Here is a 24,997-nt window from a genome sequence, read left to right on the forward strand (position 1 = left end):
GACAGGGAGGTCACCCGATGGACTGGGCCCCGGACTCCTGCACGTTGCCGACGGCGCAACGACCGTCGGTCGCCCGGCGCGCCGCGCGATGACGACGCGACGCCGCGGCCCGGGTGCCGGCGCCGCGGCCCGCCGCGAGAGCCTCGTCGGGTGCACGACCCCGCAGAACCGCCGGCCCGGCCCCGCGTGACCGGTGTCGCCGACACGCTGGAGCGTCGGCAGGTCCCGCTGTACGTCGGCGCGATCGCGGCGGGCGTGGTCGTCGGGCTGCTCGCGCCCGCGGCCGGCCCGGGGTTGGCGACGGCCGTCAACCCGGTGCTGGCCGCGCTGCTGTTCGTGACGTTCCTGCAGGTCCCGGTGCGGGAGCTGGCGGGCTCGCTGCGCGCGGGCCGGTTCCTCGGGGCGGTGCTGGTGGTGAACTTCGCCGTCGTCCCGCCGGTCGTGGCGCTGCTCGCGCTCCTGTTGCCCGCCGACGACGCGCTCCGCGCCGGGGTGCTGCTGGTGCTGCTCGCGCCCTGCGTCGACTACGTCGTGGTGTTCAGCCGCCTCGCCGGAGCGGCGGCCGACCGGCTGCTCGCGGCGACCCCGCTGCTGCTGCTCTCCCAGATCGTGCTGCTGCCGGTCTATCTGCGGCTCCTGCTCGGCCCGGGGTTCACGGCGACGGTCGACCTCGGCCCGTTCGTCCAGGCGTTCCTCACGCTGATCGTCGTGCCGCTCGTGCTGGCGTGGTCGGTGCAGCTGTGGGCCGCGCGGACGCGTTCGGGTGCCGCGTTCGCCGCGGGCGCCGCGGGCGCCGCGACCCTCATGGTGCCGTTGATGGTGGCGACGCTGCTGGTCGTCGTCGCATCGCAGGTCCCGACGCTCGGCGGCGATCCCGCCGTCCTCGTCGCCGTGCCGGTCTACGTCGCGTTCCTGCTGGTGATGCCGGTGCTGGGGCTGGGAGTGGCGTGGCTGCTGCGCCTCGCGGTGCCGGAGGCGCGGGCCGTCGTGTTCAGCGGTGCGACCCGCAACTCGCTCGTCGTGCTGCCGCTCGCGCTGGCCCTGCCCGCGGGCGCCGGTGTCGCCGCGGCGGCCGTCGTGACCCAGACGCTCGTCGAGGTGCTCGGGATGGTCGCCTACGTCCGACTCGTCCCGCTGCTCGTGCGGGTGCCGGCCCGCGCGCCCTGATCCCCGGTGAGTGGCGATGACTCCGGGGACCGACGGTGGTGGGACCGCCGCACGAGCGGGCAGCGCGAGGAGTGGAACTGCCGGCTCGAGCTCTTCCACACGAACCCGCTCGACGTCCCCCTCGACGAGTGGGTCACCGAGCTAGCGTTCCGGCTCGCCGACGAGACGGGCACCGGCTGAGCCGCCCGCCGGGCTGCTCCCGAGTGCACGATCTGGCCGGTCCCGGTGCGCACCGTGGCGGCCGGGCGGGTGTGTCGCGGCTTACAGTCGGCACCGACGCCGGCTCGCGGCGTCCGTGAGCCGGGAGGTGGCAGATGGTCGCGCACCGTGCGTCGTCGGCCGGCCCACCGGCCCGGCCCCTCGTCGCGGCGGCCGAGACCGGGGACCGCGAGCGGTTCGCGACGCTGGTCGCGCCGACGTTCGCGGCGGTGCGGGTCCGGCCCCTGGCCGACGGGACGTTCCACAGCGCGTTGCGCAGCGCGGTCGCCGGTGAGGTGCGGGTGTCGGTGCTGAGCGGCAGCCCGTGCGTCGTGACCCGCAGCGCGGAGCTGATCCACGACGGCGATCCCGCGTTCCTCACCGTCTCCCTGCAGCGCAGCGGCCGGGCCGCGGTCGCGCAGGACGGGCGGCACTGCATGCTCGGCCCCGGTGACCTGGTCAACTACGTCACCTCGCGGCCCTACGAGGTGACGTTCTGGGAGCCGTACGAGGCCGTCGTCGTCACGGTTCCGCTGGCGGCGCTCGGGTCGCACGCCGACACCCTCGCCGGCCGGACCGCGATCGCCGTCGGCACGGACCGTGGGCCCCGCGACGTCGTCGGAACGCTCCTCGACGCGCTCGCCGCCAAGATCGACGACTGCACCCCCGGCGACGCGAACAGCAGCAAGGAGTACCTGGCCGACGCGATCGTCTCGCTGGTCATCGCGGAACTGGTCGACATCGCCCCGCAGGGTGCGGGCGACGACCTCGTCGACCGCGTGCTCGCCCACTGCCTGTCGCACCTGTCCGACCCGGGGCTCACCGTCGAGTCGGTCGCCCGCGCGCTCGGGGTGTCGGTGCGGTACCTGCACAAGGTCCTCGCCCCCACGGGGATCACGCTGTCGGCGTGGATCCGCCGGCAGCGGCTGGAACGGATCGGGCGCGACCTCGCCGACGAGTCCCTGCGCGGGCGCACGGCCGCCGCGATCGCCGCCCGCTGGGGACTGCCCGACACCGGGCACCTGAGCCGTGCGCTGAAGGCCGAGTTCGGCATGACCGCGAGCGAGATCCGGCGGTCGGGCCGGTGGGAACGCGGCGGTCCCCGCCCGTTGCCCGAGCGTCCGCACCTCGTCGCCGCCGAGCCGCTGCGCCATCCCGCCACCGGCTGAGCCGCCCCGTCGGGACGAACCACCGGCGGGCCCCGCACTGCACAGTCCACTGTAGACAGGAGTGACCATGACCACGAGCACGCAGAAGGTCGCGATCGTCACGGGTGCCTCGCGTGGCATCGGCGCGGGCGTCGCCGAGGGGTATCGCAAGCTCGGCTACGCCGTCGTCGCCACGTCACGCTCGATCGGCGCGTCCGACGACCCGCAGGTGCACACCGTCGCGGGCGACCTCGCCGAACCGGGCACCGCGGACCGCGTCGTCGACGCCGCGCTGGACCGCTTCGGCCGGGTCGACACGCTGGTCAACAACGCGGGCGTGTTCCTGGCCAAGCCGTTCACCGCCTACACCGACGAGGACTTCGCGGCGATGGTGGGGCTGAACCTCGCCGGCTTCTTCGGCATCACCCGCCGCGCGGTCGCGACCATGCTCGAGCAGGGCTCGGGGCACGTCGTCACGATCACGACGTCGCTGGTCGACCATCCGCTCAGCGCGGTGCCGTCGGTGCTCGCCTCGCTGACCAAGGGCGGCCTCGACGCCGCGACGCGCTCGCTGGCCATCGAGTGCGCGGGCAGGGGCGTGCGGGTCAACGCCGTCTCGCCGGGGATCATCAAGACCCCGATGCATCCCGTCGAGGCCCACGGCGCCTACGCCGGCCTGCACCCCATGGGCCGCATGGGCGAGATCGACGAGATCGTGCACGCGGTGCTCTACCTGGAGGGCGCGTCGTTCGTCACCGGCGAGACCCTGCACGTCGACGGCGGCCAGGGCGCGGGGCACTGACGCCGGTCGCGTGCCCCGGCGGTACCGGTCGGGGCCTGCTGCGCGCAGCCTGGTGGGACCGACCACCCGGAGGACCGCCGTGTACGTCCCCGCCCACTTCGCCGCCACCGACGACGACGTCCGAGCCCTGCTCGCCCGTCCGGGGGCCGCCGACCTGGTCACCGCGGGCGAGCACGGTCTCGAGGCGACACTGCTGCCGTTCGTGCACGACCCCGGGCGCGGCGGACCCGGGCCGACCGGTGATCGCGGACAGGTCGAGGCCGACGGCGATCACGTCGACCGGGCGCCGTCGGGTGACATACGGTCCTGGGGTGGCGATCGTCGAGTCGGTCAACGTCGGTGAGATCCGGGCGATCGCGGCGAAGTCCGGACGGACGGGCATCGACAAGCAGCCCGTCGTCGGGCCCGTGCGGGTCGACGTCCCCGGGCCCGCCGGCAGCGGGCTGGCGGGCGACCACATCTGCGACGTCCGCCACCACGGAGGTCCCGAGCAGGCGGTCTACGCCTACGCGCGCGAGGACCTCGACCGCTGGGAGCCCGAGCTCGGCCCGCTGCGAGCAGGGATGTTCGGCGAGAACCTGACGGTGCGCGGCGTCGAGGTGACCGGCGCGGTCGTCGGCGAGCGGTGGCGCATCGGCGGCACGCTGCTGCTCGAGGTGTCGGTGCCCCGCATCCCGTGCAACACCTTCGCCGTGTGGCTCGACCGCCGCGGCTGGGTCCGGCGGTTCACCCAGGAGGGCCGTCCGGGCACCTACCTGCGTGTCCTCGTGCCCGGGCCCGTCCAGGCGGGCGACGCGATCGTGGTGGAGGACCGCCCCGCGCACGGCGTCACCGTGGGAGCGACGTTCCGGGCGTTCACGACCGAGCCCGAGCGCCTCGCCGCGCTCCTGGCCGTCGAGGACCTGCAGCCCGACGTGCGGGCCCGCGCCGCCCAGCGGGCCGGCGTCCACACCGCGTGACGGCCGACGGCCCCTCCCCGCGGGTGCGGGAAGGGGCCGTCAGGACGAGCCGGGGGATCAGCGGACGTCGTACCGGTCCAGGTCCATGACCTTGGCGAACGCGGCGACGAAGTCCTGCACGAACTTCTCGCCCGCGTCGTCGCTGGCGTAGACCTCGGCGACGGCGCGCAGCTCGGAGTTCGAGCCGAACACCAGGTCGGCACGGGTGCCGGTCCACTTGACCTGGCCGGACGCGTCGCGCGCCTCGAAGGCGTCGTCGTCACCGGCCACCGACGACCACGCGGTCTCCATGTCGAGGAGGTTCGTGAAGAAGTCGTTGGTCAGCGTGCCGGGCCGGTCGGTGAGCACACCGGCGGTCGAGCCGCCCGTGTTGGCGCCCAGCACGCGCAGGCCGCCGACGAGGACGGTCATCTCCGGCGCGCTGAGGTTCAGCAGGTTGGCCCGGTCGACCAGCAGGTACTCGGCCGGCAGCGTGTGGCCCTTGCCGCGGAAGTTGCGGAAGCCGTCGGCGGTGGGCTCCAGGTGCGCGAACGACTCGACGTCGGTCTGCTCCTGGGTGGCGTCCGTGCGGCCCGGGGTGAACGGGACGGTGACGTCGTACCCGGCGTCCTTGGCCGCCTTCTCGACCGCCGCGACGCCGCCGAGGACGACGAGGTCGGCGAACGAGACCTGCTTGCCGTACGAGGACTGGATGCCCTCGAGGCCCCGGATGACCAGGGCGAGCTCGTCGGGGTCGTTGACCTCCCAGCCGCGCTGCGGCTCGAGGCGGATGCGGCCGCCGTTGGCGCCACCGCGCTTGTCCGAGATGCGGAACGACGACGCCGCCGCCCACGCCGCCTTGACCAGCTGCGACACCGACAGGCCCGAGTCGAGGATCTTCGCCTTCAGGTCCGCGACGTCGGCGTCGGACAGGGTGTAGCCGTTCGCGGCGGGCACCGGGTCCTGCCAGAGCAGCTCCTCCTGCGGCACCAGCGGGCCGAGGTAGCGCTCCTTCGGGCCCATGTCGCGGTGGGTGAGCTTGTACCAGGCGCGGGCGAACGCGTCGTAGAACTCCTGCGGGTTCTCCAGGAAACGACGCGAGATCGGCTCGTAGATCGGGTCGAAGCGCAGCGCGAGGTCGGTCGTCAGCATCGAGATCGGCCGGTTGAGCTCGCCGGTCTCCGGGTCGGGGATCTGGTTGTCGCCCGAACCGGCCTTGGCCACCCACTGGTTGGCCCCGGCGGGGCTCTGGGTCAGCTCGTACTCGTAGCCGAAAAGGTTCTCGAAGAACTTGTTGCTCCACTGCGTGGGCGTCTGGGTCCAGGTGACCTCGAGGCCCGAGGTGATCACGTCGCGGCCCTTGCCCTTGCCGAAGCCCTGCTTCCAGCCCAGGCCCTGCTCCTCGATCGAGGCGCCCTCGGGCTCCGGGCCGACGTTGTTGTCGACGTCGGGGTTGGCGGCGCCGTGCGCCTTGCCCAGGGTGTGGCCACCGGCGATGAGCGCGACGGTCTCCTCGTCGTTCATCGCCATCCGGCCGAACGTCTCGCGGATGTCGCGGGCGGCGGCCAGCGGGTCCGGGTTGCCGTTGGGGCCCTCCGGGTTGACGTAGATCAGGCCCATCTGGACGGCGCCCAGCGGCTTCTCCAGCTCGCGGTCACCGCGGTAGCGCTCGTCGCCGAGCCAGGTGCGCTCCGGACCCCAGTAGACGTCCTCGTCGGGCTCCCAGACGTCGGCGCGCCCGCCGGCGAAGCCGAACGTGGTGAAGCCGGAGACCTCGAGCGCGCGGTTGCCCGCGAAGACCATCAGGTCGGCCCACGAGATCTTCTTGCCGTACTTCTTCTTCACCGGCCACAGCAGGCGACGGGCCTTGTCCAGGTTGCCGTTGTCCGGCCAGCTGTTGAGCGGCGCGAAGCGCTGCATGCCCGCACCCGCCCCGCCGCGGCCGTCGTCGACCCGGTAGGTACCGGCGCTGTGCCACGCCATGCGGATGAACAGGCCCGCGTAGCTGCCGAAGTCGGCAGGCCACCAGTCCTGCGAGGTGGTGATGACCGCGTCGACGTCGGCAGTGAGCTCGTCGAGGTCGAGGCTGTTGAACGCCTCGCGGTAGTCGAACTCGCCGCCCATCGGGTTGGCGACCTCGGAGTGCTTGCGCAGGATGCGCAGGTTCAGCTGGTTCGGCCACCAGTCACGGTTGCTGCCACCCTCGGTCGGGTGCGACAAGCGGCCGTGCGCGACCGGGCACCCACCGGCCTCCTCCTCGTTCATCTCTCCAACAACGGCGTCGGGCTTGTCAGACACGGGGTTTCCTTCCGAGATCAGAGATCGCTCACGAACTCTTGGTGGTGGAGCAGTCGGGGCACAGCCCCCAGTACACGACCTCGGCCTCGTCGATCGTGAAGCCGTGGTCGTCCGAGGCGGTGAGACAGGGCGTCGTGCCCACGGCGCAGTCGACGTCCGCGATCGAGCCGCAGGACCGGCACACGACGTGGTGATGGTTGTCCCCGACCCGCGACTCGTAACGCGCCAGCGACCCCGAGGGCTGGATGCACCGGAGCAGCCCTGATGTGGTGAGCACCCGGAGCACGTCGTAGACGGCCTGGTGGGAGACGTCCCCCAGGTCCTCGCGTACGGCCCCGATGATCGAGGCCGTGTCGGCGTGCGGATGCCGGTGCACCGCGGAGAGCACGGCCAGCCGGGGACGCGTGACCCGGAGGGAGGCCCCCCGGAGCATGCGCTCGTGGTCCGGTGTCGTCGGCACGACGGGCAGCCTGGCCTAGATTCTGGAATGAGTCAAGAATGTTGCGGTGAACTCTCTCCGAACGAGTGCCGACGCATCAGGATCACGCTGCGCGCCTTGAGGTTACGGCCCGCACCGGACCTCGCGGACGAGTGCCCCGCGACTCAGCGGATTCGCCCCAGTACCGCCGCCAGCTCGTCGGGCATCGACGCCATCGGCTGGTGCGACGACGCCAGCCGTTCCACGTGGTCGGCCGCCGCGGCCCACTGCTCCTGGACACGAGGGCAGCTCGCCGCCGAACAGGTCGACCATCGACTGTCCGCGTGCGGGCCACGCCGCCGCGAGATACACGCTGTGGGCGACGTCCGGGTGGTCGGCGAGCTCGGTGACGAACCCTCCGTGCACGAGGACGTAGCTGGTCATCGGGCAAGAGTGACGTAGGTCACCAATAGCGACAATGGGTCGATGGGCCCCATGGCGGGGCCGACCGGGCATCCGGGCCGGCGTCGGCACAGGCGTTCACGGACCCATGACGGAGGGCGCGCGATCGCCGACGCCACGGCACCCGGCGTCATGGCACCCGACGTCATGGCACCCGACGCCGGCCCGGCCGGGACTTTCGACCCGAACCCCGCTGCACCGGGCACGACCCGGACGTACGGTGATGTGTGCTCGTCCAGCCGATGGCCTCACTGACCGACCTCGCGCTGGGGCTGTTCACGCTCTACCTCGTGCCCCGGCTGCCCCGAGACGTCGACGGGGCGCGGTACTGGCGCGCCGCGTTCGTCTGGGCGGCGATCACCGCCCTGGTGGGCGCCGTCTACCACGGCTTCCTCGTCGACCTGCCCCGGATCGGCGGGATCACCTGGGCCGTCATGAGCACGATGGTCGTCGTCGTCATGTCGTTCATGCTGGCGGCGTCGGTGATCCAGGTTCTCGGCCGCAGCCGGGCCGTCGTGTTCTGGCCGCTGCGGCTGCTGGGCGTCATTGCCTACCTCGTCTTCGCCGCCACCGGCAACTCCAGCATCACGGCGATCATGATGTGCGAGAGCATCACGATGGCCTGTGTCATCGGGCTCTGGGTCTGGGCGTGGCTGCGCGGGCACCCGGCGGGCCGTCCGATGCTGGTGGCCATCGGGGTGAGCATCGCGGCCGCGATGCTGCGCCTGGTCCCGGGTGCGGCGGCGCTGGTGGCGCTGGACCCCGACTCCGCCTACCACATCGGGCAGATCGTCGGGATGGTGCTGCTGTACCGCGCCGTCGCGCAGAGCGGACCGCCGCCCGAGGCCGTCGACGGGACCGGGTCCGGACGGGCGTCCGGGCCGGACGAGCCGTCGCCCACCCCGGCCGACGGCCGCCACCGGCCGGCCCGGTGGATCAAGGTGCCGCAGGTGCGGCGACACGGCTCCTGACGCGCGGACACAGCCGGGCCGCGCCCCGCGCACCGCACTCACCGGATCAGCTGCACGACGTAGGCGGTCGCGAGCCCGACCGCGAGCAGACCGAGCACGATCCGCAGCCCGGCCTCCGGCACGTGGGGCTGCAGGCGCGCTCCCAGGTAGCCGCCCAGCAGACCACCCGTCCCACAGAGGAGCCCGACGGTCCACACCGGCGCGACCGGGCCGTCGGAGACGAGCGACAGCACGCCGTACGCGCCGACACCGGCGACGGACGTCACGAACGTGCTCGCCAGCGCCGCCGGCGCCACCTCGACGACCGGCAACCCGAGGCCGACCAGGATCGGTCCGAGCAGCGACCCACCGCCGATGCCGTAGATGCCACCCACGACGCCGACGAGCAGGCCGAGGCCGGTGATCGTCCGTCGCCGCGGCGGCGGCCGCGACACGCCCCGGCGGGGACGGCTCACGAGGAGCCACAGCCCCAACGGCAGCAGCAGGCCGACGGCCAGGGCCCGGAAGACACCGGCCCCCGGCGCGGCGAGCACCCGGACAACGGCCCCGATGACCACCCCCGGCACCGTCCCGGTCAGGAGTTGGAGCGTGAGCGGGCCGCGGAGCCGACCGGTGCGATGGTGGCGCAGCAGCGCACCCGGCGTGGACACGACGTTGTACATGAGGTTCGTGGGTGTCACGGCCGGGCTCGGGATGCCCAGCAGGTCGAGCTGGATCGGGAGCAGGAAGACCGCCCCGGACACACCGACCGGTGTCGTCACGACCGCCACGGCGAACCCTGCCGCGAGTGCACCTGCAGCGGTCGGCCAGTCGATCACGGACGGCATCGTGCGCGTCGCGACGTCGCCCTGTCACCTCGCCGCAGTGGCCACGACCTGGCATCTTCGGACCTGCGCCCGGCATCGCTCCGAAGATCCGCCCGATCGCGTCCGCGCACGACGCAACTCCGACTCGAACAGGTCGCCGACCTGCTCGGGATCAGGAGCGACACCCGTGCGAGCGGCCGCTCACCGCCGGCCCCGCCGTGGCGGTCACGGACCGGGTTCCGCCGTCCTCGGGTCGGACCGGGTGAGACCGGCCTGGAGATCACGGACGATCATGCCGATCCGGCCCGACGAGAGCAGTCCCGGCCCGAGAGGGCCCGACCGGTTCTCGCCGACGGGCGGCAGGGACCGCAGCGCGGCCCGGACCTCCGCGGTCATGTGGGTGAGCTGCCAGCGGACTTCCTCGTCGACGGCGTCCGGCCGGTCGGGAGCAGCCAGGCCGACGGCGTTGGCCGCGTACGCGGCGGCGCCGAACGCGTGCGCGCCCATGTGGGCGACGGCCACCGCCTGACCGGCGGCCCGGGCGGCGGCAGCCGCCGCGGGCGCCGTCACCTCCCCGGCCGGCACACCCCCGACGAACCGACGGCGGATCTCGTCGGCGGTGTCGAGCTCTCCTCGGGCGAACGCCCGGGCGCGGGCGATGGCGGCGCGCGGACGCTCGTCGGCCGGGGCGGCAGCCTCGAACAGTCCCAGAACACGCTCGGCGCAGTCGGCGGCCCACGCCGCGACACGGCGTCGGTCGGCCTCGCTCAACGTCTGCGGAGATCGCACGAGCCGGACTCTACGTATCTCGCCGGAGACGTCGCGTCCGTCCGGTGAACCTCGCCGGCTCGGGCGTCGCGCCGCGACCCCGGAAGGCCGGCAGCGGTCCGGCACGCCGCGTGGAGATCAGCACCCGGCACCGTTCGCCGGTGTGCGTTGCCGGGTCCTGGCCGCGCCCGACCGCTTCGAGGCTCGGGCGATCCGCCCGGTCAGCACCGATTCCGGTGACTGCCGCGCCGGCCGGGGGCGGGTTATCCGGGTGCGGGCGCCGGGGTGCGGGGTCGAGGATCGGGGCGTGCACATCGAGTTCGCGAGGCGCGAGGACGGGGGGTCTCTGGCCACGATCGACCGGCCGGACGGGGTCCGGCTGCTGCTGACCTCGTACGACCGGGCGAACAGCGTCCCGCACGATCTCGCCCACTTCGTCGCCGAACGAGACCTCGGCCTGCGGCGGGGGTTGTGGGGAAGCATCGCCGACGGGGCGCTGTTCGACAGCGTGCAGTTCATCGCCGGTAAGCGGCGGCACGACGACGCGGCCCGATCACGGGCGGTCCGCCGGGCCAACGCGGACGAGCTGGCTCTCGTCGAGGTCCTGGTCGGAGCGGTGTGCCGCGGCCTACCGATGGCTGACGCCGCCGCTGCACGCGAGATCGGGCGTGCGTGGTCGAGCGTCCGCGACTCACCGTGCCCGTTTCCGCCCGACCGCAGGACCGCCGCCGTCAACGAGCTGCGACGGCTCGGGCTCCTCTTCGGACAGCTGGACGCCTCCGCCACCCTGGCGCTCGACTGGCCCACCGCGCCGGCCTCCAGGACCGGTGGGCGACGACGGCGCCGCTGACTTCCGTCCACCGGTCGGAGCCGCACGCCCGACCCCGACCGCATCCGGCAGCGGGCCCGGTAGCCGGGCCCGCCGGCCGGGCGGCGCAGACGGCGGCGTCTCGACGGGAGAGAGACCACGATCAGTCCGTGAAGCGCCCGTGACCACCCAGGTTCCCGGGACCCACGAGTACGGCCCCTGAACCGCGTTTCCGCAGTTCAGGGGCCGTACCCACAGGGTGTGGCAGGTGAAGGATTCGAACCTTCGTAGGCTAAGCCGACGGATTTACAGAACACTGGCGTATGGGCTCTGACCTGCGACGATGCCCCGCACCCCTGCGTTGCGTCCGTGCATAGTCCGCAGGTCGTCTTCGCCCCCACACGCTGGGTCCTGGTGCTGATCTCCTCGCGGCGCGGGTTCTACCCTTCCGGCCCGTCGGCCGGGGTGCAAGGCACGTAGTCCCGCCTTGTGCCCCGGCCGACGGGCCGGTAGCCGTCTCGGCGCGCCGTGAGGAGGTCAGCACCCCGCCGCACCCAACTGATCTCTGAGCGGTGCCGGGTTCGGGCGGAGCCCGTGGCGTTCTGTCTCTGTGCGACGCTCCCCCGGTGAGCGCTGTGCGAGACCTTCGTGTCGTCGCCCTCGGGGACTCGTTCGTCGCGGGTGTCGGAGATCCTGACTGTCGCGGTTGGTTCGGCCGCCTGGTGTCGGCCGCTGGGCGCCGAGGGATCGCGACGACCGCGTACAACCTCGGCGTCCGCCGGGACACCAGCCGTGACGTCTTGACTCGCTGGGACCGGAAGGTCGCTGCCCGACGTGCACCCGGGTGCGACGAGCGCCTGGTCGTCTCATTCGGGGTCAATGACAGCATCATCGAGAACGGGGCCCAGCGAGTCGTGCCAGGCGAGAGCGCCGCCAACCTGGGACGCCTCCTCACCGACGCATCCCACGCCGGCCTCGCAACGATCGTCGTGGGCCCGCCCCCCATCGCCGACGCGTCGGTGAATCGCCGAGTCGTCGAACTGAACGCACGGTTTCGGGACGTCTGCGACTCCGCTGGAGCCCCGTTCGTCGACGTCGTGCACGAGCTGGCGGGCGACGAACTGTGGACTACTGGGGTGCGCGACGGCGATGGTGCGCACCCTGGCGCCCAGGGCTACGAGCGACTGGCTGCACTGGTGCTGCCGACGTGGCTGGATTGGATCAGGGTGGCGTGACGGTGGGCTGGGCCGGGTAGCCGGACCCGCCGGCCGCGCGCGGGCCGGAGGCAGGAGCGCGCGAGCCGAGCGGGGCCGGCGTGGCCGGCCCCGCGCCGCCGGAGGCGGCGCCTTGATCTCTTAGAGGCAGGTTCGGCAGCGTAGGCCCGCAGGTGGCTGTCGAGTCGCGGGACATGCTTGACGGTGTGGTTGCAGGACATGTTGGACACCTGGTCGTGATCGGCCTGCTTGGGTGCTCGTCAACGACGGGTGCGCAGGAGGCCGGGATTGGCCCTGGTGGATATGTCTGTGGTCGAGCAGCGCTACCGAGCCGTGCTCGCGGTGCAGGCCGGTGAGACCGCCGGTGTCGTGGCCGCGCAGTTCGGAGTCTCGCGCCAGAGCGTGCAGAACTGGCTGCGCCGCTACCGCGACGACGGCCTGGCCGGGCTGGTGGACCAGTCGCGGCGTCCCGACACCAGCCCCCGACAGACCGCGGCGAAGGTGGAGCGGATGATCTGCGAGATGCGCCGCGAGCACCCTCGTTGGGGCGCCCGGCGCATCGCTCATGAGCTCGACCGCGCGGGTCTGACGCCGGTTCCCTCACGGGCCACGGTGCATCGGGTCCTGCGCCGCCACGGCATGGTCGAGGTCCGTCCACGCCGCCGGCCGCGGGAGTCCTACCTGCGGTGGGAACGCGAAGCGCCGATGGCGTTGTGGCAGCTCGACATCGTCGGCGGCATCCCGGTCCTCGACGAGCAGGGACGGACGGTCGAGGCGAAGATCGTCACCGGGGTCGACGACCACTCCCGCTTCGCCGTGATCGCCGCCGTCGTGCTGCGGGCGACTGGTCGGGCGGTCTGTTTGGCCTTCGCCGAGGCGCTGCACCGCTACGGCATCCCCACCGAGGTCCTCACCGACAACGGCAAACAGTTCACCGCCCGCTTCGGCCGCGGCGGCGGAGAGGTGCTCTTCGACCGGATCTGCCGCGACAACGCCATCACCCACCGGCTGACCCAGCCCGCCTCACCGACCACGACCGGCAAGGTCGAGCGCTTCCACCAGAGCCTGCGCCGCGAGCTGCTCAACGACCACCCACCCTTTCCCTCGCTGCTCGCCGCGCAAGCCGCGGTGGACTCCTGGATCAGCGAGTACAACTGCTCGCGCCCGCACCAGGGCATCGACATGGCCCACCCCGCCGACCGATTCGGCCCCTCCCAGACCCCCGAGGCACGGGCCGGGGAGAACCTGCTGCCACTGCGACTGCCGCCCGCCCTGACCAGCGCACCCACACCGCCCGCACCGGCGCCGCACCCCACCGCTGAGTCCGAACCGACAGTCGTCACCCCCGAACCGGCGCCGGTGTCGACGCCGTGGACGAGCGGCCCGGTGGAGTTCGACCGGGTCGTCCCGCCGAGCGGGAACCTCGGGGTGATGGGCAAGCAGTTCTGGCTCGGCCCCGCCCGCGCCGGCGTCGTGGTCACCTTCTGGGCCGATCACGACCTGATCCACCTGCTCATCGCCGGAGCCCGGGTCAAGACGCTGCGCTCGCACCTGTCCAGCACCGACCTCGCCGCGCTCGCCGCGCAGGGAGGCCGCGCTGCCGGGCCGGCCCCGCTCCCACCGGTCGAGCCCGACGGGGCCGCGCTCGAGGTCGACCGAACCGTCGGGCGCAACGGCTGCGTCTCCCTCGGCCAAGACCTCGTCCTGGCCGCCGAGATCCTCTCCGGACGCCGCGTCACGATCCGGATCGACCCCACCATGCTCGCGTTCTTCGACCCCGACACCCGTCAGCTTCTGCGCACCCGCCCCAACCCCATGACCTGGGAGAAGTTCTGCGGCTGCGCGGCACCCGCCCCGCAGGCCCGCCACCACGCCCGAACGTCGAGCCGGTCACCGTCCAACGTCGCGCCTCGAACAGCGGCACGATCATGGTCACCGGCCAGGTCGTCGCCCTCGGCCGCCTGCACCGCCACCACGTGGTCACCGTCCACGTCGCCGAGCACACCCTGACCATCGAGCTGCCCGACGGCGACCAACGAGTCTTCACCCGGACCACCACTCAGCCGGTCCGCAGCATCAAGGCCCACCGACCCCGCACGACCCATGTTTCCTAGGCCAAGTGTCAACCATGTCCTGAGACAGGACTGTCAAACAGCTACTGAGACTGGACAAGGCCAGACATGGCCGGCGCGGGTCCCCGATGCAGGCGGCCGCATTGTCGGGATCAGCCGCCCGCCGCTGGAACGGCTTTCGGGGCGTCGTGCCGTCAGAGGGGCAGGGTCCACCGGCCGCGTGGCCCGCGACGCGCGTCCGTTTGGCCTAGCCGTCCGTCGTTCGCTACCGGGCGCCTATCGGCTCTCGGGAACATCTGTTCGACCGCCTACCACATGTAGGCCGTCGTCGGCCGCAGAACACTACATGTTGAGTTACATTGATGCTGTTTGGGCGACCGTTCGGGTACGATCGTGCCCGGCCGCCGCTCCTCAAGGTCGGAGGCTCCGCCTGGAGAGAGATGCACAACGATGGCCGAGGACGACTCCAGCCCCGGACGCTGGGCCGGCAGCTCCTACGTGCGACGCGCGCGAGTGGCGCCCGTGGCACTCGTGGTTACTCCGTTGCTACCGCTCGCAGGTACCGCTGTCGCAGCGCTCCCTGGCTGGCTCAAGCTCGCTTCCACCGCGTGGCTTCTAGTTGCGTACGCCGTCCAGGAACTCGGGCGCGACCGAGGGCTGCGCCTGCAAGACGAGCTCTGGCGAAGCTGGGGCGGGCCGCCTACCACGGACGGATTGCGTTGGCGCACGAGTCGTAATCCGATATTAACTGCTGATCGCCACCGTGATTTCAAGACGCTAGTAGGTTCGGATCTGGAATTTCCGACTCGCGAATTCGAGCGGAACGATCCTCTGGGTGCCGACCACATATATGAAGCGGCCGTTGCAAGGCTGCGGAGTGCCACGCGACAAGACGAGCCACTCTTGTTGTCCGAGAATGCTGGCTACGGCTTTCGGCGAAATTGCCTTGGCTTGCGTTCGTGGGGTATCGCGACGTCTGTGGCGTGCATCGTCGCTTCGCTGCTACTGATCTGGCTATCGGATTCGGATGGAGTCCGCGTCCTAGCGGCGGCCTGTACAGGATCGGTTGCGGTCCTGGTCGGATTGTTTTGGATATTGGTTGTAAATCGTGAGTGGGTGCGTCGCCAAGCGGTCTCATACAGTGAGTGCCTCTTCATGGTCGCGGCCCGACGTGCTGCGAACAGGAGGGCGCCCAACGGTGCGGCTGCGCCCGCAGCTGCCCAGTACTCGGAGGAGAGTCCCGAATGCTAAAGGTTCATTTCTTGAACGTCGGTCACGGAGACTGTACCTTTGTTGAACTTCCATCTGGTCGTCTGATGATGGTCGACATCAACAATTCCAAGAGCCTGCCGGAAGAGGACATTGAAGCGCTTGCCGAAAGCAAGTTTCTGTCGAAGGCTGCGTTTGAACTGAATCTTGCGGCTACTCCCGCAGGCGTACGGTCGTGGGAGGACTACTACGAGTCACTTCTCGTGGACCCGGTTGACTATCACCGTGATAACCTGCGGTCGCAGGAGATATTCCGCTATATACAGACTCACCCGGATCTCGATCACATGAGTGGACTGCACCGCTTCTTCTCTCAGGAGAAGGTGGCGCTTCTCAATTTCTGGGACACCTCAAACCAGAAGAGTCTGGATACGACTGACTTCACCAACGCGCCGTATGACGCACTCGACTGGACAACCTACCAGCTTCTTAGGCTCGGTCACGGGCCGGATGATTCGACGCACGTCGTAATTAACGCGTATGCAGGTGATCTGCGGGACTATTGGGCGCAAGATGGAATCGAGATTCTCTCGCCGACGCCCGATATCGTAGACACATGCAATTCTTCTGATAGCTACAACAACATTTCATTCGTTCTCAGATTGTCCTACGCGGGCCGTTCGATCATTCTTCCCGGCGACGCCGAGGGGTTGGCGTGGAAGTCGATGCTCAGCTCGTTCCCTGACTCGTTGCCTTGTGACGTACTCAAGGCTTCCCATCATGGGCGCGAAAGTGGATATGACTACGATGCCGTGGCTGCGATGTCGCCCAGTGCAGTAATATGCTCGGTGGGCAAAAAGCCCAGCACCGACGCCTCGGACGAGTATGCCAGCCACGGTGCCAAGGTCTTCTCCACTCGTTATCACGGCACAATTACTGTTACGATCAATGCCTACGGAGAAATCTGGATCGATGACCGCAACGGGGCTCGGCTGTTGACACTCTAGTCCCTTGAGTCATGAATCGAGACGGTCACAAGTGTCTTGTCGTCGTGCCGCTTCGCGCGCGGAAGTTGCCGACCGTCGGCGTCAACATCGTGTTCCCACTCGTGTATGCGTGCAAGCAGCGCGTTGAGCTGCGGCCTGTCGTAGTGGGCGATGTCTGACCAGCTCTTGCCAGTGTGGTCGAGGAAGTCGGAAGCTCCGTCAGTCGCGAGGACGGCCCACGCCAAGGCGCCGCGGTCGATCGTCGCGGTCAGTCCGTGGTAGGCCGCCTCAGGGGTGGCCTCTGCGATCCAGTAGCCACCGGGGGCGTTGCGGGCTCGCTTTTGTGCGTGCTGCAGATCGATGAGAGCGCGCCGATGCTCGTCGTTGTAGCCGTGGCCGGCGCGGAGTCGGGCGACGTACTGGTCGTGCTCGGGTTGGGCGACCCGGGCGAGGCGCTCGTCCACGAGCTGGTGGGACCGGTCGCCGGCACCGTAGTGAATCGGGCTGTCTCCAAGAACGTAGAGGTCTACGACATCGTCGCGAGCGCGGAGGATCGCGACGGTGCTTGAAGGCGAAGCTCCGGCGGTCAGGTCAAGCTTCGTGGTGGTCCGGCTGATGGCCTCGGCAACGGCGTCGGCGATGGTGCGGTCCGGCTGTCCGCGCAGGAGCGCGGTGATGCAGGTGCCGAGGGTGCGGGCGTAGGTAGCGGGGTGGACGTCGACGGGCTCGAACGCGCTCGCGCCGTCGAGCAGGACGACGCCGAACGGGGCGACGATCGCGAGGTCGGCGTAGCCGGCGCTCCCTCCGTCGCCCGGGAGGGCGCTGACTACGACGTCCATCGGGTCACCATTCGTAGGGGCCGGCGAGGGCTTCGCTCGCGATGACGGTCAGGCCGTCGAGCTGGCATCGGACGGCGAGGCTGAACGAGCCGCTTCCCCCGTCTCGGTACAGCTCGGGGAGGTGGTGGGCGACGTAGTGGAGGACGCCGCCCGAGCCCGGGCTGTGGATGCCGGCGATGTGCACGATGACCCGGTCGCCGTCGCGGCGGCGGGACAGGTAGCCGATGTCGCCGGCGCCGGCAGGCTCGTCGCCCATCGGTGAGCCGTACCGCTCCCCCGTGGTCTTGTCGACGATCCACCATCGGCCGTTCTCGCGGACCATCCCGAGTCGCGGGTCGGAGTCGAGCAGTTCGGCGCCGATCGGTGCGGACTTGGGGCCGCAGATGATGACGACGTCGCCAGCGGGGACGGTAGTCGCGTCCGGTGCGATCGTGAACGGCTCGGCAGCCAAGGCGACCGTCGCGAGCAGCGATTCGGTGTCCTGCTGCGTCGCGAGGTCGGCGGCGTCGACGTAGGTGCGCATCCTGTCGTCGGTACCCACACGCAGCGGCACGCCAACCGAGACCGGGCCGACGCCGAAGAACGCGCGCTCGCGGCTGGGGGCGCCGGAGCGGATCTGCGTGATGCGGCCTTTGGTGATACCCAGGGCTGTCGCGATCTCCGTGTAGGTCAGGCCGGCCGTCTGGTGGGCTTCCTCGATGGCCTCGCGGCGCAGGCGGGCCAGCTCAGTCGCGCGCTGCTGGTAGATCGACATGAGCGCGGTGGCGCGCTTGCCGCGCCGGATCGGGTCCGGGTCGCGGCGCACGTCGTCGAAGTCGTCGAGGCCGGACACGCCGTCGAGTTTAGGGGCCCTTGACAGGTCGCCGCGACTCGCCCTATCTTGATGTTTATCCCCCCTATACGGCTCGCGAGCAAGACCGCTCGGTGAGTTTAGGGGTCTAAACACGAGGTGGCAGAGATGGCGATCAAGAGCAGGTTCGCGGTGTCGATGGGCGACGTGTTCCCGCACGGGGCGTTCGTGGTCTCCGAGGTGGAGCAGGTGCGCGACTTCGAGAAGTCCAGCGCCGGGCGTCCGGTCCAGCAGCTCGACAAGGAGTCCGGGCTTCCGGTCTGGTCGGTCTCGGTGCTCGACGCGGACCCGGAGGCCCGCCGGCAGGACAAGACCGTCGTGGTGAAGATCGCCGCGCACGTGCAGCCGGTTCCGCCGGAGGCTGCGGCCGGGCTGCCGTTCCGCCCGGTGGAGTTCGACGGGCTGACCGTCACCCCGTACGTGGCGGAGAACGGCGGGCGGCCGCGGGTGGCCTACAGCCTGCGCGCCTCCGGGATGCGTGCCCCCGGCGCTCACGGCAAGCCGTCGCCGCGCCAGTCCAACCAGGACGCCGCCTGAGCTGGCCGTGTGCGGGGAGGAACCCGCTCGCAACGGGTTCCTCCCCTTGATCTTCCTCCACCCGATTCGCCCTGGCAGGCATCTGATTTCGGAAGGACACCGACCCTAGATGAACCCCGACCGTGAGGAACTGACGTGGCTGCCGCGCGACTGCGCCGCCACCGTCGCCAAGGTCCGCACCGCCCTGACCGCGCTCGACGACGAGTTCGTCGCCCACGCCTACCCGGCCCACACCGACGCGGGGGAGGCGGCCCGTTCGGCTCGGCTCGCGCTGATCTGCGCCCGCCGCGCCGGCTGGTGGCAGGTCCTGGTGCGCCGGCTGCGCACCGACCGGTTCGCGCCGCACCTGTTCTGGCTGGCCGCGGTGGAGGCGGCGCAGCGGGCCCGGGCGGATGCCCGGTTCTGGCGCGACACCGCCGCCGACTGGCGTGCCCGCGCCGAGTCGCGCCCGACCTCCGAGGTCGCCGGGGCCATGTCCAACCACCACGACCTCGGGATCGCGTCATGACTGCCCCCGACCGCTGGCGCGAGGCCGCCGCGTGCGCCTGGCCGGGCGTCGACCCGGAGGCGTTCTACCCGCTCGACCTCGACCCCGCCGGCCTCGCAGTCACCGCGGCCCGACGTATCTGCGGCGCCTGTCCGGTCCGCGGGCTGTGCCTGGCCGACGTCATGGCCTCGGAGGATCCGGCCCGGCGCTGGGGTGTCATCGCTGGCCTGACGCCCGAGGAGCGCACGGAGCTGCACCGCGACCAGCTCATCCCCACCCGAGCGGCGGAGGTGGCGGCATGAGCGCCAAGCCGGCCCCCGTCCGCTGCGAGGTCTGCCGCGTCGTCCTGGGCGAGCGCCCGGACCCGCGGCGGCGTCGGTGCGCGGATCACCTCGACCAACAACCGCTGTTCCCGCTCTCGGCCGTGCCCGGCCGCCGGACCGCTCGGAAGGCAGGTTCGCGATGAGCCGCAAGGACTGGACCGCCCCCGCACCGCTCGAAATCGAACGCCCGCGGCTGCCCTGGTGGGTCATGCTGCCCGGCAAGGCCCTGCTGGTGTTCGCGCCGCTCATCCTCGCCTACCTGCTCGTCCGGCTGGTCGACTTCCTCGCCCGCCGCATCTACCGCTACCCCGTCGTTCTGCTCGGGACCCTCGCCCTCGTCTGGCTGGGGTTGGACACCTCGTGGTGGTGGGTCCTGCTCGCCGCCGCCGTGCTGGCCGGCCTCGGTGGGGTGTGGCGGTGGCGGTGGCCGGACACCTTCGACCGCGTCGCACGCCGGCAGTTGGCCTCGGAGTGGCGCCGGGCCTGGGTCTACGGCCGGGTGTGGCGGCGCACGATGCGCTTCTCGAACCTGGTCCGCCGCGCGGGGCGCTCCTGCTACTACCCGCGGGTCCGACGGGTCCGTGCCGACGGGTGGCGGGATCGGGTGTCGGTGTGGCTGCTGCACGGCCAGGACCCCGACGAGTTCCGGGCTCGCGCCGACGCCCTGGCGCACTCCTTCGGCGCGGTGTCGTGCCGGGTCCGCCAGGACAAGCCGCGCCGGCTCTGGCTCGACCTGATCCACGCCGACCCGCTCCGCGCACCGGTCGCGCCGCCCGCCCTCGCCGAGCTGGCCGAGATCGTGGACTTGCGGAAGGTGGCGGTGGGGATCACCGAGACCGGCCGCCGGTGGCTGCTGCGGCTGGTCGGCAACCACGTCCTCGTGGTCGGATCGACCGGGGCCGGGAAGTCGTCGGTGATGTGGTCGCTGCTGTGGCACCTCGCCCCGGCCGTCGCCGCCGGCCACGTGCAGGTGTTCGGCATCGACCCCAAGGGCGGCATGGAGTTGGGCCGCGCTCCGAGCTTGTTCCGTCGGCTGGTGTTCGACAACGGCGCCGACGCGGTCGAGCTGTTGGAGGACCTCGCCGCGTTGATGCGCTCCCGCGCGGAGGAGTTCCGCCGGGCCGGGTCCGCGGCCTGGACCCCGACCAGCGGAGCACCGTTCGTGGTCCTGGTGGTCGACGAGCTCGCCGACGTCGTCGCCTACCAGACCGACCGCGCCCTGAAGGCCCGCGCGACCAACGCGCTGCAGGTCATCACGTCGCAGGGCCGCGCCCCGGGGGTGTGTGTGATCGGGCAGGTGCAGGACCCGCGCAAGGCGGTGATCGAGTTCCGGCATCTGTTCCCGACGAAGGTCGCGCTCCGGCTCGACGAGCCCGACCAGGTTGACCTCGCGTTGGGGGATGGGGCGCGGGAGCGGGGTGCGGCCGCGCACGAGATCAGCGAGGACACCCCTGGCGTGGCCTGGACGGTTGTCGACGGCCGTCGTGCGGTCGAGCGTGCCCGGGCGTTCCACGTCACCGACGCCCACCTGGCCGAGCTGAACGCCTACCTGACCAGCGGCCGCCCAACACCGCTTCCGTTGCCCCCGGCTCCCGTGTCGGCGCCGGCTCCCGTGCTCGGGGAGGCAGCGTGACCACCACCGAACAGCCGGCCGTGACGCTGCCGGATGGGCCGATCGATCAGGACAAGCTCACCCGCGCACAGAAGGCCCTCCTCGCGCTCTCGGACGACGTGGCGGCCCAGCTCGCCGAGGACCACGGCGTCTGCGTCCGCCCGCTCGCCATGCGGCGCATCGACCTCACGAGCGGTCGGGTCGACGTCGTCCCGGTCCCCTGCGGGTCCACGCGGGAGGACAAGTGCCGGCCGTGCGCGGACAAGGCCCGGCGGCTGCGGATGGTCCAGTGCCGGGAGGGTTGGCACCTCGAGCACGAACCGGTCACCAAGCCGGCCGACCCGACCGAGCGGCAGAAGGAGCTGATGGCCGTCCGCGCGGACATGCACGCCGCGTACGCCCCGGCCAAGGAGGAGGGCGACGAGACGGAATGTGAGGAGATCCGTGACGCCGTCGCCGAGATCGACGCGGAGCTACGCGCGCTCGGGGTGCGGGGTCGGCTCGCCCCGCTCGACCCACCCGACCGCCTCGCAGTGAAGCGCTCGACCCGCCGCCGCCAGGATGCGCCGAACCTGCCCCGGCGGCCGGTGGAGAACCGCACCGTGGGAGCCGTCTACGCCGGCCGCTACCGCCCGTCCACGTTCCTCACACTGACCTTGGACAGCTACGGGCGGGTGGACAAGCACGGCGCCGCGCTCGACCCGGACCGCTACGACTACCGCCGCGCCGCCCGGGACGCGATCCACTTCCCCAAGCTGCTCGACCGGTTCTGGCAGAACACCCGTCGCTGCGTCGGCTGGGACGTCCAGTACTTCGGCACCGTCGAACCACAGAAGCGCGGGGCACCGCACTTCCACGCCGCGATCCGGGGCACGATCTCCCGCGCCGAACTGCGCATGATCGCCGCCGCGACCTATCACCAGGTGTGGTGGCCAAACCACGACCACCAGACCTACAGCGGCGACCATGTCCCCCGCTGGGACGCCATCAAGACCGCCTGGGTTGACCCCGACACGCGGGAACCGCTCCCGACCTGGGACGAGGCCACCGACCCTGACGCCCTCGACGCCCCCGCGCACACGGTGACCTTCGGCGAGCAGGTCCACGTGAAGGGCATCCTCGGCGGCACCGAAGAAGCCGGACGCCACATCGGCTACCTGACCAAGTACCTCACCAAGAGCGTGGGCCAGGCCGCCGGGCTCAACGACACCGCCACCACCCGCCAGCGCGCCCACGCCCGCCGCCTGGCCGCCGAACTCGCCATCACGCCGTGCTCGCCGCGGTGCCCGATCTGGCTCCTGTTCGGCGTGCAGCCCAGGGGCTCCCGGTCCTCGATGGTCCCTGGCGTCTGCAAGGGCAAGGCCCACCGACCCGAACACCTCGGCATCGCCGGCCGCCGCGTCCTGGTCTCCCGGAAGTGGTCCAACAAGTCCCTCGCCGACCACCGCGCGGAGCGGTCGTCGTTCGTTCGGCAACTGCTCGCCCGTGCCGGGGTGCAGCCCGCCTACGCGGTGGATGACGGGCCGTTCGAGTGGGAGACCACCAAGGCCGGCGATCCCGACGTCCCACCCCGACCGGTGCTGCTGCTGCACGCGATCCATCAACGCCAACGCTGGCGCGCCGACTACGACGCCGCTGTCCTGGCCACCACCGAACCCGACCCCGACTGTTCGGCAACCGAGAGCGAGGCAGCATGACCCGCGCCGCGAGGATCGTCCGGACAGTCGTCGAGCAGCTCACCGTCGACCAGCTCTGCGACGAGCTGCAGATCGCCCGGTCGACCTTCTACCAGTGGCGGCAGGTCGGGAAGGCCCCTCGGTGCGTCCGGCTTCCCAACGGTGCGATCCGTGTCCGCCGCGACGACCTCGACGCCTGGCTCGCCGGCCTCTCGGACGTCGCATGAACTCCGCTGGCGAACCCACTACGTACGACGTGCGGGTGTGGGCGGTGACGAAGCGGCAGCGTCGCGAGGGCCCCACCTACCGGGTGCGCTGGATGGTCGCGGGCAAGGAGTGGCACGAGACCTTCCGGACACGCGCGCTGGCCGACAGCTTCCGATCTGACCTGATCAGCATCACCCGCCGAGGCGAACCATTCTCGACGACGACCGGTCAGCCGCTCTCGTGGAAGCGCACAGAGCCGGTCCTGACGAGCTGGTACGAGCACGCCTGCGCCTACGTCGACATGAAGTGGCCGCACGCCGCGGGCAAGAGCCGGCAAGGGATCGCCGACTCCCTCGCGACCATCACGCCGGCACTCCTGACGTCCACGAAGAGCCGGCCCTCGGTTACCTCGATGCGGGCCGCTCTTTACGGGTGGTCGTTCAACGCTCGACGCCGGGCAGCCGGGCCACCGGACGAGCATCTACGACGGGCCGAACGCTGGGTAGCGGCCAACACCCGGCCGGTCTCCGATCTAGCCGACCCCGCCGTCCTGCGGCCGGCCCTCGACGCTCTCGCCCTGCGTATGGACGGGAAGCCGGCCTCTGCCTCGACCGTCAGCCGCAAGCGCGCGATCTTCTACAACTGCGTCGAGTACGCCGTCGAGCTGGGCCACCTGACCGGCAACCCCATCGCCTCGATCAAGTGGCGCGCTCCCAAGATCACCGAGGCGGTGAACCCGCGCGTCGTCATCAATCACGGCCAGGCCCAGGCGCTGCTCGCCGCTGTTCGGCAACTGCGCTCGGGCCCGCCGCTCGTAGCGTTCTTCGCGGTCATGTACTACGCGGCCCTGCGCCCCGGTGAGGCCGTGGACCTGCGCAAGGACGCGCTGTCGCTGCCCAAATCGGGATGGGGTGAGCTGTACCTGAGCACCTCGGCGCCCTCGGCCGGCCGATCGTGGAGCGAGACCGGGACGCGTCGCGAGCCTCGACAGCTCAAGCACCGTGGCACCGAAGAGGTTCGCATCGTGCCGTGCCCGCCGGCGTTGACGACGATCCTGCGCGACCACCTGGACGAGCACGGCACCACGCCCGACGGCCGGCTGTTCCGTGGAGTCCGCGGCGGCCCTCTCTCGGAGAGCCTGTACGGGCGCCTGTGGGCCAAGGCCCGCGTCGAAGCACTGACCGACGAGGACACCGCCTCGCCGCTCGCGCGCCGACCCTACGACCTCCGACATGCGGCCGTGTCCACATGGCTCAACGGCGGTGTCCCTGCGCCTCAGGTCGCGGCCTGGGCCGGCCACTCGGTCGACGTCCTGCTCCGCGTCTACGCCAAGTGCATCGCGGGCCAGGACGACATCGCCCGCCGTCGGATCGAGGAAGCGCTCGGCGATGGCCGTTCATGATCGCGACCGCGTAGCGACCACGAACACCCGTAAACAGGGGTCCGGAGCCGGACACACCCGGACAACAGCAAAACGGCCCCTGAACCGCGTTTCCGCAGTTCAGGGGCCGTTCTCACAGGGTGTGGCAGGTGAAGGATTCGAACCTTCGTAGGCTAAGCCGACGGATTTACAGTCCGCTCCCTTTGGCCACTCGGGCAACCTGCCGGGGTGCGCTGGGCGCGGTCAGAAGGATACGACAGCACGTGATCGGCCCCCGCACAGGGGGGCCGCAGGAGGAGGTGCTCATGGCCGACCCGTCGTTCGACGTGGTGAGCAAGGTCGACCGGCAGGAGGTCGACAACGCGCTCAACCAGGCCGCCAAGGAGCTGTCGCAGCGCTTCGACTTCCGTGGGACCGGCACCTCGATCGCCTGGTCCGGTGAGGAGGCCATCACCCTGGAGTCCGAGACCGAGGAGCGCCTCAAGGCCGCGGTCGCGGTCTTCAAGGAGAAGCTCGTCAAGCGCAACATCTCGCTGAAGGCCTTCGAGGTCGGCGAGCCGGCGGTGTCCGGGAAGACCTACAAGGTCAGCGGCAAGATCCTGCAGGGCATCGCGTCGGACAAGGCCAAGGAGATCAGCAAGGCCATCCGTGACGAGAAGTTCAAGGGCGTGCAGGCCCAGATCCAGGGCGACCAGCTGCGGGTGTCCGGCAAGAAGAAGGACGACCTGCAGGCCGTGATCGCGCTGTTGAAGGGCAAGGACTTCGGCATCGCGCTGCAGTTCACGAACTACCGCTGAGGCGCGGGCCGGCCGGCGATCAC

The 24,997-nt window shown here is 71.0% G+C and carries 24 protein-coding genes, 1 tRNA gene and 1 pseudogene; 19 read left to right on the top strand and 7 right to left on the bottom strand.

The features are described from left to right. The first annotated feature begins 150 nt into the window (after positions 1–150). The 6 genes from PSED_RS27685 to PSED_RS27710 all read left to right on the top strand — a co-directional run bounded on the left by PSED_RS27685 (position 151) and on the right by PSED_RS27710 (position 4,274). The gene (locus PSED_RS27685) at positions 151–1,167 is read left to right on the top strand and encodes an arsenic resistance protein (protein ID WP_013677543.1); all 1,017 of its coding nucleotides are present in this window, start codon (positions 151–153) and stop codon (positions 1,165–1,167) included. A 6-nt stretch (positions 1,168–1,173) separates the two neighbouring features. Next, entirely contained in the window at positions 1,174–1,347 is a 174-nt protein-coding gene (locus PSED_RS27690) for a hypothetical protein (RefSeq protein ID WP_158511342.1), read from the top strand. A 134-nt stretch (positions 1,348–1,481) separates the two neighbouring features. Beyond that, positions 1,482–2,534, top strand: coding sequence for an AraC-like ligand-binding domain-containing protein (locus PSED_RS27695; protein WP_013677544.1), 1,053 nt, complete (start codon positions 1,482–1,484; stop codon positions 2,532–2,534). A gap of 67 nt (positions 2,535–2,601) precedes the next feature. Beyond that, positions 2,602–3,315, top strand: a complete 714-nt coding sequence (locus tag PSED_RS27700) for an SDR family NAD(P)-dependent oxidoreductase (RefSeq protein ID WP_013677545.1) — start codon at positions 2,602–2,604, stop codon at positions 3,313–3,315. A gap of 79 nt (positions 3,316–3,394) precedes the next feature. Then, positions 3,395–3,658 (top strand): FMN-binding negative transcriptional regulator, encoded by a 264-nt coding sequence (locus PSED_RS27705; protein ID WP_013677546.1) that lies wholly within the window; start codon positions 3,395–3,397, stop codon positions 3,656–3,658. After that, on the top strand, positions 3,627–4,274 hold the full coding sequence (locus PSED_RS27710) for an MOSC domain-containing protein (RefSeq protein WP_013677547.1): 648 nt from the start codon (positions 3,627–3,629) through the stop codon (positions 4,272–4,274). The genes PSED_RS27705 and PSED_RS27710 overlap by 32 nt, the downstream gene beginning before the upstream one ends. Before the next feature lie 57 nt (positions 4,275–4,331). Here the strand turns inward: PSED_RS27710 and katG are convergent, their stop codons facing one another. Then, positions 4,332–6,551, bottom strand: a complete 2,220-nt coding sequence (katG, locus tag PSED_RS27715; protein WP_013677548.1) for a catalase/peroxidase HPI — start codon at positions 6,549–6,551, stop codon at positions 4,332–4,334. Positions 6,552–6,579: 28 nt separating this feature from the next. Continuing rightward, the gene (locus PSED_RS27720) at positions 6,580–7,011 is read right to left on the bottom strand and encodes a Fur family transcriptional regulator (RefSeq protein WP_013677549.1); all 432 of its coding nucleotides are present in this window, start codon (positions 7,009–7,011) and stop codon (positions 6,580–6,582) included. A gap of 662 nt (positions 7,012–7,673) precedes the next feature. Here PSED_RS27720 and PSED_RS27725 point away from each other — a divergent pair. Next, positions 7,674–8,402, top strand: coding sequence for a DUF6962 family protein (locus tag PSED_RS27725; protein ID WP_013677550.1), 729 nt, complete (start codon positions 7,674–7,676; stop codon positions 8,400–8,402). Between the two features lie 38 nt (positions 8,403–8,440). Here the strand turns inward: PSED_RS27725 and PSED_RS27730 are convergent, their stop codons facing one another. Next, positions 8,441–9,229, bottom strand: coding sequence for a TSUP family transporter (locus PSED_RS27730; protein ID WP_049803519.1), 789 nt, complete (start codon positions 9,227–9,229; stop codon positions 8,441–8,443). A 204-nt stretch (positions 9,230–9,433) separates the two neighbouring features. Beyond that, positions 9,434–9,997, bottom strand: coding sequence for a putative immunity protein (locus PSED_RS27735; protein WP_013677552.1), 564 nt, complete (start codon positions 9,995–9,997; stop codon positions 9,434–9,436). Between the two features lie 286 nt (positions 9,998–10,283). On the opposite strand from PSED_RS27735, the gene PSED_RS27740 reads away from it, so the two are divergent. The 4 genes and pseudogenes from PSED_RS27740 to PSED_RS27755 all read left to right on the top strand — a co-directional run bounded on the left by PSED_RS27740 (position 10,284) and on the right by PSED_RS27755 (position 16,286). Next, a complete protein-coding gene (locus PSED_RS27740; RefSeq protein ID WP_013677553.1) occupies positions 10,284–10,826 on the top strand; it encodes a hypothetical protein in 543 nt (180 codons plus the stop codon). Between the two features lie 584 nt (positions 10,827–11,410). Next, positions 11,411–12,019, top strand: a complete 609-nt coding sequence (locus PSED_RS27745) for a DUF459 domain-containing protein (protein WP_013677554.1) — start codon at positions 11,411–11,413, stop codon at positions 12,017–12,019. Positions 12,020–12,301: 282 nt separating this feature from the next. Then, positions 12,302–13,423, top strand: a pseudogene (locus PSED_RS27750) (IS481 family transposase); the annotation flags it as partial. Positions 13,424–15,386: 1,963 nt separating this feature from the next. Continuing rightward, positions 15,387–16,286 (top strand): ComEC/Rec2 family competence protein, encoded by a 900-nt coding sequence (locus PSED_RS27755; RefSeq protein WP_049803521.1) that lies wholly within the window; start codon positions 15,387–15,389, stop codon positions 16,284–16,286. Here PSED_RS27755 and PSED_RS27760 read toward each other — a convergent pair. Further along, positions 16,283–17,104 carry a hypothetical protein gene (locus tag PSED_RS27760; RefSeq protein ID WP_013677556.1) on the bottom strand — a complete coding sequence of 274 codons (822 nt, stop codon included), beginning with the start codon at positions 17,102–17,104 and terminating at the stop codon, positions 16,283–16,285. The two genes, PSED_RS27755 and PSED_RS27760, sit on opposite strands and share 4 nt — an antisense overlap. A 4-nt stretch (positions 17,105–17,108) precedes the next feature. Continuing rightward, positions 17,109–17,936 carry a hypothetical protein gene (locus PSED_RS27765; RefSeq protein ID WP_013677557.1) on the bottom strand — a complete coding sequence of 276 codons (828 nt, stop codon included), beginning with the start codon at positions 17,934–17,936 and terminating at the stop codon, positions 17,109–17,111. Positions 17,937–18,062: 126 nt separating this feature from the next. Here PSED_RS27765 and PSED_RS27770 point away from each other — a divergent pair, with 126 nt between their 5' ends. The 7 genes from PSED_RS27770 to PSED_RS27800 all read left to right on the top strand — a co-directional run bounded on the left by PSED_RS27770 (position 18,063) and on the right by PSED_RS27800 (position 24,198). Further along, a complete protein-coding gene (locus PSED_RS27770) occupies positions 18,063–18,491 on the top strand; it encodes a hypothetical protein (protein ID WP_013677558.1) in 429 nt (142 codons plus the stop codon). 109 nt (positions 18,492–18,600) lie between these two features. Continuing rightward, positions 18,601–18,999 carry a hypothetical protein gene (locus tag PSED_RS27775; RefSeq protein ID WP_013677559.1) on the top strand — a complete coding sequence of 133 codons (399 nt, stop codon included), beginning with the start codon at positions 18,601–18,603 and terminating at the stop codon, positions 18,997–18,999. Next, positions 18,996–19,280 carry a WhiB family transcriptional regulator gene (locus PSED_RS27780; protein WP_013677560.1) on the top strand — a complete coding sequence of 95 codons (285 nt, stop codon included), beginning with the start codon at positions 18,996–18,998 and terminating at the stop codon, positions 19,278–19,280. Before PSED_RS27775 ends, PSED_RS27780 begins: the two co-directional genes overlap by 4 nt. 160 nt (positions 19,281–19,440) lie before the next feature. Then, a complete protein-coding gene (locus PSED_RS27785; protein ID WP_013677562.1) occupies positions 19,441–20,934 on the top strand; it encodes an FtsK/SpoIIIE domain-containing protein in 1,494 nt (497 codons plus the stop codon). Continuing rightward, positions 20,931–22,610, top strand: a complete 1,680-nt coding sequence (locus PSED_RS27790) for a replication initiator (RefSeq protein WP_013677563.1) — start codon at positions 20,931–20,933, stop codon at positions 22,608–22,610. Before PSED_RS27785 ends, PSED_RS27790 begins: the two co-directional genes overlap by 4 nt. Continuing rightward, positions 22,607–22,816: a helix-turn-helix transcriptional regulator gene (locus PSED_RS27795; RefSeq protein ID WP_013677564.1), complete on the top strand. Its 210-nt coding sequence runs from the start codon at positions 22,607–22,609 to the stop codon at positions 22,814–22,816. Before PSED_RS27790 ends, PSED_RS27795 begins: the two co-directional genes overlap by 4 nt. Next, positions 22,813–24,198 carry a tyrosine-type recombinase/integrase gene (locus tag PSED_RS27800; RefSeq protein ID WP_013677565.1) on the top strand — a complete coding sequence of 462 codons (1,386 nt, stop codon included), beginning with the start codon at positions 22,813–22,815 and terminating at the stop codon, positions 24,196–24,198. The genes PSED_RS27795 and PSED_RS27800 overlap by 4 nt, the downstream gene beginning before the upstream one ends. Before the next feature lie 122 nt (positions 24,199–24,320). Here PSED_RS27800 and PSED_RS27805 read toward each other — a convergent pair. Further along, positions 24,321–24,402: transfer RNA gene (locus tag PSED_RS27805), tRNA-Tyr, on the bottom strand. Positions 24,403–24,482: 80 nt separating this feature from the next. Between PSED_RS27805 and PSED_RS27810 the strand changes: the two genes are divergently transcribed. After that, complete coding sequence (locus tag PSED_RS27810; RefSeq protein WP_013677566.1) at positions 24,483–24,974, top strand: YajQ family cyclic di-GMP-binding protein; 492 nt, start codon at positions 24,483–24,485, stop codon at positions 24,972–24,974. Positions 24,975–24,997: the final 23 nt, after the last annotated feature.

The sequence above is a fragment of the Pseudonocardia benzenivorans CB1190 genome (genome assembly GCF_000196675.2).
Lineage (GTDB): Bacteria > Actinomycetota > Actinomycetes > Mycobacteriales > Pseudonocardiaceae > Pseudonocardia > Pseudonocardia benzenivorans.